We start from the raw sequence: 11241 nt of genomic DNA, 5'->3' as shown, positions 1-11241 counted from the left end.
ACCAGGATATCGTACTCACCAGGCCATTTGTTGAGTCTGTTTTACCGTCAGCGCGACGAACTCAGTATAGCTTACTGCGGTCGCGCTGGCTGAAATTTGAGCAGAAAGCCCCCGAGCCATGACATCATCCTGCAGCACGTAGAGAGAGATGGGGGCAAGGCGCAGCATTTCAAGGGCCTGGCTGCCTTCCAGCGCCGCCAGTACCCCATCCTGCAGCAGCAAAACTTCGTCGCCTTTTGCCAGCATTCGCAGCATAGCGTTAAAGTCAGATTTGAAAGGAGAAGTGATTAGCGTATGCAGCATAAAGCCCTCAGAACGAGATAACCCGATGGTAATTTTCCAGCTCCGCCCGCAGCGCTGAGGGCGTCAGAATCTCGACCGGCAGCGCTTTCAGAGCCGCAGCATCGATGCCTCGCTCCGCCAGCGAGGCTGAACAGGCGTAAAAATTTTCCAGATCGTACAGCGGCAGCACGCCAAAAGTAGCGATATAGTTACGCGCCAGTATTTTCTCGGGCTGCTGATCGCCCAGCAGCTGCAGCACGCCGTCGCTGATAAAAAACAGCGCGATTTCTTCACTTAAGGCAGAGACGGCCATTACCGCGTCCAGCCCTTCCCTGCCCGCGCTGGAGCCATGCGGCGCCTGGCTGAATACAAAAGCGATACGCTTCATTAAAATTGCACCATACGTTCGCTGCTTAACGCCGCTTCCGCCAGCGCGCCCAGCCCGGAAAGCTGAAAACCTTCGGCCAGGTTGGCGGCAGGCAGCCCCTGATTTTTCGCTTCCTGTTCATCTGTAATGCCGCGGCGCAGCGCGGCGGCCACGCAAATATTCAGCGCGACGCCCTGTTCGCGCTGCAGCTGCTGCCAGGCCGCAGTCAAATTAAATTCATCGCTGGCGGGCGAAGTCAGGGCGCTGGCGTTGAGCACGCCTTCACGATAGAAAAAGACGCTCTCCAGCTGATGCCCTGCTGCCAGCAGCGCCTGGGCGAACAGATATGCTGAACTGGCTTGTTGGGTACCGTAAGCAGGGCCGGTCACTAACAGCGTAAAACGCATCAGCGTTCACTGCCCTGTAGGTCGCCGTTTTTGAACTGGCGGATGTAAAGATAGACAGTATGTCTGGAAATATTCAGCCGCTCGGCGACCTGATTGATCGCATCTTTGATATCAAAAATGCCTTTTTCATAGAGATTAAGCACGATCTGCCGGTTCTTGGCGTTGTTGGAAATAGAGCGGTCGTTACTGACTTCTTCGACCGTAAACTCCAGCGTCTGCGTCACCAGATCCTCTACCGACGTGGCGAAGTTAACGGAAGAGTCCATCTCCTGCGTTTCTGGTGGAATGAAGGTTGCCATGATCTGCGAGAAAGGCACATCCAGATTCATATTGATGCAGAGCAGGCCAATCACACGCTGTTTACCGTTGCGAATAGCAATCGTCACCGATTTCATCAGCACGCCGCTTTTGGCGCGGGTAAAATAGGCGCGGGATACGTTGCTCTCTGCATCCGTCATATCATGCAGCATGCGCAGCGCCAGATCGGTAATAGGCGAACCTATTTTGCGTCCGGTATGCTCGCCGTTGGCGATCCTGATGGCGGAACACTTTAAATCTTCCAGCGAGTGCAGCACGATTTCGCAATGCGAGCCGATCAGCATTGCCAGCCCGTCGACGACGGCCTCGTAGGATTTAAGAATATCGAAATCGGTTTGTTCGAAGGGATGCTGCTCCAGTAATTCCAGATCGTTCACATCACCGGTAAAAATTGAACCAGACATTAAGATACCACCCTTAAAAAAGCCCGCTGCACGCGGCCGGCGCAGGTTCGTTTCGAAGAGGCGTCAGTCTAGCAAATATCGGAAACGCCTGTCCTGACCTTTGTCATGAATTTTGTGTGGGCATAGCGCGGCATAAAAAAGCGGGAAAAATAAAGCCGCCACGGGCGTGGCGGCAGAGGCATTATTTGGTCGTGGCAGGCGCTTCGGTAGGTGCTGGCGCGTTAGCGTCGGCTTTAGCGGCTGGTTTGATATCCAGCAGCTCAACATCAAACACCAGCGTGGAGTTGGCCGGGATGCCAGGCACGCCGTTTTTACCGTAGGCAAGCTGCGGTGGAATAACCAGCTTGATCTTGCCGCCTTTCTTCACGTGCTTCAGGCCTTCTGTCCAGCCCGGGATCACACCATCAAGACGGAAAGAGAGCGGCTCGCCGCGCGTGTAGGAGTTATCAAACTCGGAACCGTCGATCAGCGTGCCCTTGTAGTTGACCACAACGGTATCGCTGTCTTTTGGCACGTCGCCGGTGCCTTCTTTCTCTACCTGATAGAGCAGGCCGGATTCGGTTTTCTTCACGCCTTTTTCTTTCGCAAACTTAGCGGCGAAAGCGTTGCCTTTCTCGGTGTTCTCTTTGGCGTCTTTTTCCATCTTCGCCTGCGCGGCGGTTTTCACGCGGCCTTCAAATGCCTGCAGCGTCTGTTCGATTTCCTGATCGGAAAGCTTGCTCTTGCCGGCGAAAGCATCCTGAACGCCGGAAATGAGCTGCTGCTGATCCAGCTTGATGCCCAGCTTCTCCTGTTCTTTCAGCGAGTTTTCCATATAGCGGCCAAGCGATGCGCCCAGCGCATAGGCAGACTGCTGGTCTTCGTTGGTAAAGGCGGCATTCTTCGGTGCCTGCTGCGGCGCCTGAGCGGCTGGAGCTGATGGCGCAGCGGCGGTTTCGGCGGCTGATGCCAGCGGCGCGTTCAGCGCAACGGCCATGGTGGTGGCTAACAGTGTGACTTTAAACAGTGATTTCATCCATTTCTCCAAAACCGAAGCCTCTCACCTCGGAAATCGTTTTTACAGACAGAGCCTGTACTATAACAACCGTGCGCGAGAAAACTGCAATACTCTCGCAATGAAAACTAATTACTTCCGACCTTTTGTCGCTCCGAAAGTTTCACCATGAAGAAGATGCAGCCAGTAAAGGCATTTTTCAACGGGGCGCGTGAAATTAAGCGGGGTACGCCTGTCCTGGCCTGGGTTTTGCCGTTAGAATCGGAACAATCCAGCCCGACAACGTGCCGCAAGCGGCGGCAAAAGGAAGAAATATGCAACAATCTGTGTTTGAGCAGCGTCTGGAGCTGCTGGAGAGCCGCCTGGCCTTTCAGGAGCATACCATCGAGGAGCTAAACCAGACGGTGGTTCACCACGAGCTGGAAATGGCCCGCCTGCGCGAGCAGATGCGCCTGCTAACCGACAAGTTAAAAGCCGCTGCGCCCTCAATGATTGCTTCACAGTCGGAAGAGACGCCGCCGCCGCATTACTGATGATCCAACGCCAACAAAAAGGCCGCCCGAGGGCGGCCTTAACGATCTGTCGACAGCTTAGTGGCTGCAGCCGCAGCCGCCGGTGCCGCAACCGCCTTTACCGTGGTCATGGTCATGATCGTGATCGTGGTGATGATCGTGCTCACCGTGAACGTGGCCGTGCGCCAGTTCTTCTTCCGTAGCTTCACGGATAGCCACGACTTCCACGTTGAAGTTCAGGTTCTGGCCCGCCAGCATATGGTTGCCGTCGACCACTACGTGATCGTCTTCTACCTCGGTGATCTCAACCGGTACCGGGCCCTGGTCGGTTTCCGCCAGGAAACGCATGCCAACCTGTAGCTCGTCCACGCCCATGAAAACGTCTTTCGGCACGCGCTGCACCAGATTGTCGTCGTACTGGCCGTAGGCGTCGTCAGCAGGGATATGGACTTCGAACTTGTCGCCGGCTTCGTGATTTTCCAGCGCCTTTTCCAGACCAGAAATCAGGGAACCATGACCGTGCAGGTAGTCCAACGGCGCGGTCACCGGAGACTCATCAACCAACACACCGTCTTCTGTACGTACCTGATATGCCAGGCTGACTACCAGGTCTTTTGCTACTTTCATGATTACTCCTAACCGTTGAGAGCTTGAAACATCGGCGGATTTGCCGGCAAGCTCTGAGTTTGCGCCGATTTTAATGAATTTCAACGCCGCTGTAAGATACAGCTTAAAAAAAGCTGAGCCATAACGCTACTCAGGATGAAAAATTCCGATCACTTGCTCGTTGGTGCGAACCTCGTCACGAACATGCTTGTCCGCTTCGCGCATCTGGTGTCCGCACTTAACGCACTCAACCACATCGACATTATTCTCAACCCACAGAGCAAGGGTATCTTTTGCCTGGCACTTTGGACAAGTCGCGCCGGCAATAAATCTTTTACGCATAGGTTATCCGGTTAAATAAAAAGCGGCGTATGCCAACGCAAGGCGCCGCGGGTTCAGAAAAAGGCTCTCGCCCCGCTTTATTCAAACTCGTCCCAGCCGTCGAACTGTCGCTTTTCGTGCTGCATTTCGGCCTGAAAAATATCTTCCAGCTCGCGCCTCGCCTCTTTCACGCGGGAGATTTGCTGGCTATCACCATGATTCGGCATCAGCTCGCGCAGCATGCGCATATCCAGACGGCGGAAGTGCTGCTGGGCGCGAAAAGCCTGATGAGGATGCATGCCCAGCGACATCAGCGTTTTACGGCCAAGCTCCAGCGCACTGGAGAAAGTTTCGCGGGAGAACTGAGTAACGCCTGCCTGAAGCAGCTCGTGTGCCTCCACGCGTCCTCTTGCCCGTGCCAGAATCTGCAGATGCGGGAAATGATGCTGGCAAAGCCGCACGATTTCCATGGCGTCTTCCGGGCCGTTACAGGTAATAACTATCGACTGTGCCGTTTCCGCGCCCGCAGCCCGCAGCAGTTCCAGTTCGGTAGCATCTCCATAGTATACTTTGTAACCATAATTGCGCATCAGGCTGACCGCGCTGATATCGCGTTCCAGTACGGTGATGCGTTTTTTATTGGCCATCAGTAAACGCGCCACTACCTGGCCAAAACGGCCAAAGCCCACCACGATCACCTGCGGTTTATCATCTTCGACGAAATGTTTCTCATCGCTTTCGTCGCCGTCGTTAAAGCGCCTTGCCAGGATTTTATCCACGGCCTGCATCAGCAGCGGCGTAGTCATCATTGACAGCGTTACCGTCACCAGCAGCAGCGGCATCTGGTCGCCGCTGAACAGCTTCGCCGAAGACGCCGCGGAAAAGAGCACAAAAGCGAATTCGCCGCCCTGGCTCAATACGGCGGAAAACTGGAGTCTTTCGGAACTACGCAGGCCAAAGATACGTGACAGCAGGTAAAGCACGCCCGCTTTAATCGCCACCAGCACCACGACGCCAATCAGGATTTCCAGAATATGGGTGTAAAGTACGCCCAGATTCAGCGCCATGCCGACGGAAATAAAGAACAGGCCCAGCAACAGCCCCTTAAAGGGATCTATTGCCACCTCCAGCTCGTGGCGATATTCGCTTTCCGCCAGCAGGATACCCGCGATAAAAGTGCCCAACGCCATCGACAGGCCAAGCGCATCCATAAACAGCGCCGATCCTAATACCAGCAGCAACGCGGCAGCGGTAAAGACCTCGCGCACGCCGGAAGCGGCAATAAAGCGGAAAATAGGACGCAGCAGAAAACGCCCGCCGACCAGCATGCCGGCAAAAGCCAGCACCTTCATGCCCACTTTCATCCAGTCGGTATGGCCGCTGTCGCCACCTGCCAGCAGCGGCACCAGCGCCAGCGCCGGGATCACCGCTAAATCCTGGAACAGCAGCACCGAAAAGCCCAGCTGGCCGGATTCGTTGCGCTTCATGCCTTTGTCACTCATCAGCTGCAGCGCCATCGCCGTTGAGGACATCGCCAGGCCCAGGCCGCCGATTGCCGCCGCCTGCCAGGAAAAATCGGTCAGCCAGAGCAGGCCGCCCAGGATCGCCGCGCTGAAAATCACCTGCGCCGCGCCGACGCCGAAAATAGAGCGGCGCAGTTCCCAAAGTTTTGAAGGGTTCAGCTCCAGCCCGATGATAAACATCAGAAACACCACGCCCAGCTCGGAGAAGTGCAGGATTTCCTCTACGTCGCTGATAAAACCCAATCCCCAGGGGCCGATAGCGATGCCGGCCAGCAGGTAGCCCAGCACGGCGCCGATGCCAAGGCGAGCCGCGATTGGGACGGCGATAACCGCCGCAAAAAGATAGACGACGCCAGCCGTGAGCAGGGTTTGTCCTTCCATTCAGGTGCCTCCATAGGGCAAAGGTGACGCCAGCCAGTCGCCGTAGGCTCGGGCATAGTTTTTCATGGTTTCCGGCTTCTGCCGCCGCGCCCAATAGACGATCATCGGCGTCAGCCAGTGCATCCGGCACATCTGCGCGGTCAGCTCAAAGGGCCGCATAATGTCCGACATCGGATAGCGGTTCAGCCCTTCCTGATGGTAGGCCGCTTCCGGTTCGCCCGTAGTGATTACGCTGCGCCAGTATTTCCCTTCCAGCACGTTGCCATCCGGCCCGCTGGCAAAGCCGCGCGACAGCACGCGATCCAGCCACTCTTTCAGCAATGCCGGGCAGCTATAGGTATAAAGCGGATGTTGAAACACGATAATGTCATGCTCGCGCAGCAGCTGCTGTTCGTAATGGATATCGATAAAAAAGTCGGGATAGTGCGCGTACAGGTCGTGGACGGTTACGTTAGACAAAGCTTTCGCCGGCTGTAACAGAACCCGATTGGCAATCGAGTCCTGGGATTCCGGGTGAGCGTAAAGCAGCAAAACTTTGGGCGGCTGCGACATCAATCCCCTCCAAATCGTCGTCACGGCGGGGAAATTCCGCTACCATGCTCGACACCGCGGAATAGTGCATTCCGCAAAGCATTTATGATGGTTTAATTTAACATATTCTGATTATACGGCGCTTATGATTCTCTTCTCATCGTTACAAATACGACGCGGCGTTCGCGTCCTGCTGGATAACGCCAACGCCACCATCAATCCCGGGCAGAAAGTGGGGCTGGTGGGCAAAAACGGCTGCGGAAAATCCACGCTGCTGTCGCTGCTTAAGAACGAGATAAGCGCCGATGCCGGCAGCTTCACTTATCCGGGTAACTGGGCGCTGGCGTGGGTCAATCAGGAGACGCCTGCGCTCAACATGCCCGCTATCGAGTATGTTATCGATGGCGATCGCGAGTATCGCCAGCTACAGGCGGAACTGGCAAAAGCCAACGAAGATAACGACGGCCACGCCATCGCCACGCTGCATGGCAAGCTGGATGCCGTGCAGGCCTGGACAATCCAGTCGCGCGCCGCCAGCCTGCTTAACGGCCTGGGCTTCTCCCAGGAGCAGCTGCAGCGGCCGGTCAGCGATTTCTCTGGCGGCTGGCGCATGCGTCTGAACCTGGCGCAGGCGCTGATTTGCCGCTCCGATCTGCTGCTGCTCGACGAACCTACCAACCACCTCGATCTGGATGCGGTGATCTGGCTGGAGCGCTGGCTGAAAAGCTATCAGGGCACGCTGATCCTGATTTCCCATGACCGCGATTTCCTCGATCCGGTGGTGGATAAGATCCTGCATATCGAGCAGCAGTCAATTTTCGAATATACCGGTAACTACAGCTCGTTCGAGATCCAGCGCGCCACCAAACTGGCGCAGCAGCAGTCGATGTTTGAAAACCAGCAGCAGAAAGTGGCGCATCTGCAAAGCTTTATCGATCGCTTTAAGGCCAAGGCCAGCAAGGCGAAGCAGGCACAGAGCCGCATCAAAATGCTGGAGCGCATGGAGCTGATCGCGCCTGCCCATGTTGATAATCCCTTTACCTTTAGCTTCCGCGCGCCAGAGAGCCTGCCCAATCCGCTGTTGAAGATGGAAAAGGTAAGCGCGGGCTACGGCGAGCGCATTATCCTGGACTCTATCAAGCTAAATCTGGTACCGGGATCGCGCATCGGCCTGCTGGGCCGCAACGGCGCGGGTAAATCGACACTGATTAAGCTGCTGGCGGGCGAGCTGGCGCCGCTGAAAGGCGATATCGGCCTGGCAAAAGGCATTAAGCTCGGCTATTTCGCCCAGCATCAGCTGGAATTCTTACGGGCAGATGAATCGCCGCTGCAGCATCTGGCCCGCCTGGCGCCAAAAGTGCTGGAGCAGCAGCTCCGTGATTACCTTGGCGGCTTCGGTTTTCAGGGCGATAAAGTTACCGAGCAGACCGAACGTTTCTCCGGCGGCGAGAAAGCACGGCTGGTGCTGGCACTGATTGTCTGGCAGCGGCCTAATTTGCTGCTGCTGGATGAACCGACCAACCACCTCGATCTGGATATGCGCCAGGCGCTGACCGAAGCGCTAATCGATTTCGAGGGCGCGCTGGTCGTGGTCTCGCACGACAGGCATTTGCTGCGCTCCACTACGGACGATCTCTATCTGGTGCACGACGGCAAGGTAGAAGCCTTTGACGGCGATCTGGAAGATTATCAGCAGTGGCTGAGCGATCTGCAAAAGCAGACCGCCGCAGCCGAGCCTAAACCAGAGAGCGGCAACAGCGCCCAGGCCAGAAAGGATCAGAAGCGCCGGGAAGCCGAACTGCGCACGCAGACTCAGCCGCTGCGCAAGCAGATTGAAAAGCTGGAAAAGCAGATGGAAAAGCTTAACGGCCAGCTTGCCGAGGCGGAGTCAAAGCTCGCCGATAGCGCTATCTACGATCCGAGCCGTAAAGCCGATCTCACTGCCGCGTTACAGCAGCAGGCAGAAGCGAAGTCGGCACTGGAAGAGTGTGAAATGGCGTGGCTGGATGCGCAGGAGCAGCTAGAGGCGATGCTGGCTTCCTGAAGCACAGCGGGAGAACTCTTGTTCTCCCGAGGTTGATAACAAAGTAGGCTGGTGCAGGCTCAGGAGGGCCTGTGTCAGCTTTACCAGCCCGCCAGCCGTTGGCGCAGCGTGGGCAGATCTTCCATGTTCATCAGCTTGCCGTCTAAAAAACGGGTTTTCAGTTCGCCACCCTGTTCCTGGGCACGGCTTTGCCGATCCAGCAGACGATAGTCACCAGCCGCGTCTCGTTCGACCCGCAACAAACCGTGCGCGGATTTTTTCAGGCCGCTGTCGGTTTTCGGCTGCTTGAAGATTTCGCGCCCGACGCCATTCACTTCGCCCCAGGTCGCCTTCATTGCAAAGCCGAAAGTGTCACGGGTGTTGTACTGGTAAGTGTAAGAACCCACGCCAAATACTACGTTGCTGCTGGCGAAACCTTTGGCTTCCAGCCGGGCCAGGATCTGATTGGCTCGCTCCAGCGTAATAGAATCCCCGTAGATCAACCCGACGTGCCCATCCAGCACCTTATAGCCTTTCTCATTCACGGTACCGCCAAAGATTTCCCACAGCACTTCTACCGAGCCTTTTTGCTGCGGCGTGCGGGCCGGATCGCGATCGGTGTCCAGGCCAGTGCCACAAAGGATTTCGACCGGATCGCCGCTATCCGGACGGAAGACCAACCGCCCTTCCCGCGCCATAATTTCGGCTTTAAGCTCGCGGCTGTATTCCGTCAGCACTTTCCAGTAATCCCAGGTATCGGAAACTACCGATACAAAACCCTGCGGATAAAGTTCGGTAATCAGGCGGCGAAAAGTGGCGATTTCGCCCTGTTCTTCCCCCATACACATAACGCTGTGTTCAGTAGCCGGAATGCTGCCCGCGATAAAATAGTTTTCAGGCGGCGTATAATACTGACGCAGATACAGGATCGAAGGCACGCTGTCGGTGCCGGTAAAACTCAGCAGATGCGCCGCACCCGCCTGAGCGGCATCCTGCAATCCGGACATGCCGCGCAGCGAAAAGTCATGGCACTGGAAATCAAGATGAGCGTCGCTATCGCAGGTCAGCGTTGACCAGCGCTGGCACAGCTGCCGGTAGTGATGGGCAATAGTGGCGTTGGTCGAGGCTTTCCATAATTCCGCCGACATAACGCTTTCCAGATAATTGACCAGCCAGAAAAATTCATCGACGGTATTGGTGATAGTCAGTACCGGCACCTGCATTGGCACTTTGCTGCCTTCATCCAGGCTTTTGATTTCCAGCGGCAGATAGCCCAGACGGTGCAACGCGCGGATATGCTCAGCGTCTATGCAGCCTTTGCCCAGATAGCTATCCATCAGCTGTTGATATTCCGCCACTATTTCAGCTTCGGGCCGGGCAAAAAAGGCTTCGTTAAACAGATCGACCATAAACCAGCGCAAGAAGCCCTGCAGTCCGAAAAAAACCAGCCTGTTGTCCGCCAGCGGAGAAGTAAAAAAGCGGTTGCCGCGCGGCGTAAAATTGGAATAGATGCGGCTGGTGCCCGCCGGGTACTGCTCGCGATGCGAAGTTTTATAGCCGTCGATAGCCAGAATCGGATTAATGCGCATGCTCTGTTCCCTCATTGCCGTAAATAGTATCGATATCGATCAGCTCTACACGATCCTGCGCTATCACCGGATCCGCTACTGAAGTCGTCGTCCAGATATGGTCGATGCCCTGCTGCAACAGCGCTTCGACGCCACGAGTAAACAAGCCGTGGGTAACATATAAACTTACCGAACGGGCGCCCGCCTGGCGCAGTACGGCGGCTGAACCGATAAAGGTGCCCCCTGCGTCACACAGATCGTCGGCAATCAGCAGATCTTTGCCAGCTACCTCGCCCTGTAGCAGCGAAAAACCGCCTAGCGCGCCGCTGCTCAGATCGCGGTGCTTACCGAGGATGCCGTACTCAGTCGCCCCAACCTGCTGAACGACGGCGTGAATTTTTTTCAGCGCGCCCGCATCCGGTGCCACCAGCATCATGCCGTTTTGCAGTTTGTCCATCAGGCTGGCGCTCTGCCGCAGGCAAAAATGCTGCGGAACGGCGATGGCGTTATTGATGACGGCAGTGGCGACATCGCTGTGCGGATCCAGAATCCGCACCCGATCGAAGGCCAGCTGATTAAGGAAACCGGCAAACACTTTTAAAGCGAAGCTGTCGCCCTGCTGCATATTGCGATCCTGGCGGGCATAAGGCAGCCACGGCAGCTCAAGCGTCGTCCAGCGCAAATCATATTCTCTGCGAGCGGCGTCCATGACCTGCGCCAGCAACATCAGGTCGTCCATATTACGCATTGCCGTAGCGCGGATTGTTAGTTTTTCCGCCTGTGTAAGCAGAGGCGGCAGTAGCCGCGCGCGCACAGCGCCATCGGGAAAGCGACCTGTTTCCAGCGCGGTTTGCTGCCCGTCGAGAAAAAGTTCCAGCTTCATCGTTGCTCCTCCAAATCCTTAATAATGTCCTTGTGACATTTATATAATTGTCCTTGTGACATTATTTAGCAAGCGAAAATGACGCCCGGAGAAGAAAAATGAAATAACTTATTGATATTTC

General features: G+C 55.9%; 13 protein-coding genes. 2 read left to right on the top strand and 11 right to left on the bottom strand.

Translation table 11 applies throughout. The annotated features are described in order from the left end of the window. Window positions 1-15: 15 nt before the first annotated feature. The 5 genes from tusB to fkpA form a co-directional block, all read right to left on the bottom strand. Window positions 16-303 (bottom strand): sulfurtransferase complex subunit TusB, encoded by a 288-nt coding sequence (tusB, locus tag ACETPC_RS17115; RefSeq protein WP_380183401.1) that lies wholly within the window; start codon window positions 301-303, stop codon window positions 16-18. Between the two features lie 7 nt (window positions 304-310). Then, entirely contained in the window at window positions 311-670 is a 360-nt protein-coding gene (gene tusC, locus ACETPC_RS17110) for a sulfurtransferase complex subunit TusC (RefSeq protein ID WP_380183399.1), read from the bottom strand. Further along, complete coding sequence (gene tusD / locus ACETPC_RS17105) at window positions 670-1056, bottom strand: sulfurtransferase complex subunit TusD (RefSeq protein WP_380183397.1); 387 nt, start codon at window positions 1054-1056, stop codon at window positions 670-672. The genes tusC and tusD overlap by 1 nt, the downstream gene beginning before the upstream one ends. After that, entirely contained in the window at window positions 1056-1778 is a 723-nt protein-coding gene (locus ACETPC_RS17100) for a transcriptional regulator (protein WP_380183395.1), read from the bottom strand. The genes tusD and ACETPC_RS17100 overlap by 1 nt, the downstream gene beginning before the upstream one ends. A 181-nt stretch (window positions 1779-1959) precedes the next feature. Then, the gene (fkpA, locus tag ACETPC_RS17095; protein ID WP_380183393.1) at window positions 1960-2793 is read right to left on the bottom strand and encodes an FKBP-type peptidyl-prolyl cis-trans isomerase; all 834 of its coding nucleotides are present in this window, start codon (window positions 2791-2793) and stop codon (window positions 1960-1962) included. Window positions 2794-3086: 293 nt separating this feature from the next. On the opposite strand from fkpA, the gene ACETPC_RS17090 reads away from it, so the two are divergent. Continuing rightward, entirely contained in the window at window positions 3087-3305 is a 219-nt protein-coding gene (locus ACETPC_RS17090) for a protein SlyX (protein ID WP_380183391.1), read from the top strand. Window positions 3306-3362: 57 nt separating this feature from the next. On the opposite strand, the gene slyD is transcribed toward ACETPC_RS17090, so the two are convergent. The 4 genes from slyD to kefG form a co-directional block, all read right to left on the bottom strand. Then, entirely contained in the window at window positions 3363-3911 is a 549-nt protein-coding gene (gene slyD / locus ACETPC_RS17085; RefSeq protein WP_380183389.1) for a peptidylprolyl isomerase, read from the bottom strand. Window positions 3912-4037: 126 nt separating this feature from the next. Beyond that, on the bottom strand, window positions 4038-4232 hold the full coding sequence (locus tag ACETPC_RS17080) for a YheV family putative zinc ribbon protein (protein ID WP_125289837.1): 195 nt from the start codon (window positions 4230-4232) through the stop codon (window positions 4038-4040). 77 nt (window positions 4233-4309) lie between these two features. Beyond that, window positions 4310-6115 carry a glutathione-regulated potassium-efflux system protein KefB gene (gene kefB, locus ACETPC_RS17075; protein WP_380183386.1) on the bottom strand — a complete coding sequence of 602 codons (1806 nt, stop codon included), beginning with the start codon at window positions 6113-6115 and terminating at the stop codon, window positions 4310-4312. Further along, complete coding sequence (gene kefG, locus ACETPC_RS17070) at window positions 6116-6667, bottom strand: glutathione-regulated potassium-efflux system ancillary protein KefG (RefSeq protein WP_380183384.1); 552 nt, start codon at window positions 6665-6667, stop codon at window positions 6116-6118. Window positions 6668-6791: 124 nt separating this feature from the next. Here kefG and ACETPC_RS17065 point away from each other — a divergent pair, with 124 nt between their 5' ends. Further along, window positions 6792-8690: an ABC transporter ATP-binding protein gene (locus ACETPC_RS17065; RefSeq protein WP_380183382.1), complete on the top strand. Its 1899-nt coding sequence runs from the start codon at window positions 6792-6794 to the stop codon at window positions 8688-8690. A gap of 80 nt (window positions 8691-8770) precedes the next feature. Here the strand turns inward: ACETPC_RS17065 and ACETPC_RS17060 are convergent, their stop codons facing one another. Both ACETPC_RS17060 and prs read right to left on the bottom strand, forming a co-directional pair. Continuing rightward, window positions 8771-10258 carry a nicotinate phosphoribosyltransferase gene (locus ACETPC_RS17060; protein ID WP_380183380.1) on the bottom strand — a complete coding sequence of 496 codons (1488 nt, stop codon included), beginning with the start codon at window positions 10256-10258 and terminating at the stop codon, window positions 8771-8773. After that, on the bottom strand, window positions 10248-11120 hold the full coding sequence (prs, locus tag ACETPC_RS17055) for a ribose-phosphate diphosphokinase (protein WP_380183378.1): 873 nt from the start codon (window positions 11118-11120) through the stop codon (window positions 10248-10250). Before prs ends, ACETPC_RS17060 begins: the two co-directional genes overlap by 11 nt. Between the last annotated feature and the right edge of the window lie 121 nt (window positions 11121-11241).

Origin of the sequence: Pantoea sp. sgz302252, from assembly GCF_042610525.1 — a bacterium.
Taxonomy (GTDB): Bacteria; Pseudomonadota; Gammaproteobacteria; order Enterobacterales; family Enterobacteriaceae; genus Erwinia.
The sequence above is the reverse complement of the archived record's forward strand: the minus strand, read 5'-3'. Positions and strand labels throughout refer to the sequence as shown.

Excerpts from the sequence above, each read along its gene's own strand:
- tusB (WP_380183401.1), bottom strand. The coding sequence starts at position 303 with ATGCTGCATACGCTAATCACTTCTCCTTTCAAATCTGACTTTAACGCT.
- tusC (WP_380183399.1), bottom strand. The coding sequence starts at position 670 with ATGAAGCGTATCGCTTTTGTATTCAGCCAGGCGCCGCATGGCTCCAGC.
- tusD (WP_380183397.1), bottom strand. The coding sequence starts at position 1,056 with ATGCGTTTTACGCTGTTAGTGACCGGCCCTGCTTACGGTACCCAACAA.
- ACETPC_RS17100 (WP_380183395.1), bottom strand. The coding sequence starts at position 1,778 with ATGTCTGGTTCAATTTTTACCGGTGATGTGAACGATCTGGAATTACTG.
- fkpA (WP_380183393.1), bottom strand. The coding sequence starts at position 2,793 with ATGAAATCACTGTTTAAAGTCACACTGTTAGCCACCACCATGGCCGTT.
- ACETPC_RS17090 (WP_380183391.1), top strand. The coding sequence starts at position 3,087 with ATGCAACAATCTGTGTTTGAGCAGCGTCTGGAGCTGCTGGAGAGCCGC.
- slyD (WP_380183389.1), bottom strand. The coding sequence starts at position 3,911 with ATGAAAGTAGCAAAAGACCTGGTAGTCAGCCTGGCATATCAGGTACGT.
- ACETPC_RS17080 (WP_125289837.1), bottom strand. The coding sequence starts at position 4,232 with ATGCGTAAAAGATTTATTGCCGGCGCGACTTGTCCAAAGTGCCAGGCA.
- kefB (WP_380183386.1), bottom strand. The coding sequence starts at position 6,115 with ATGGAAGGACAAACCCTGCTCACGGCTGGCGTCGTCTATCTTTTTGCG.
- kefG (WP_380183384.1), bottom strand. The coding sequence starts at position 6,667 with ATGTCGCAGCCGCCCAAAGTTTTGCTGCTTTACGCTCACCCGGAATCC.
- ACETPC_RS17065 (WP_380183382.1), top strand. The coding sequence starts at position 6,792 with ATGATTCTCTTCTCATCGTTACAAATACGACGCGGCGTTCGCGTCCTG.
- ACETPC_RS17060 (WP_380183380.1), bottom strand. The coding sequence starts at position 10,258 with ATGCGCATTAATCCGATTCTGGCTATCGACGGCTATAAAACTTCGCAT.
- prs (WP_380183378.1), bottom strand. The coding sequence starts at position 11,120 with ATGAAGCTGGAACTTTTTCTCGACGGGCAGCAAACCGCGCTGGAAACA.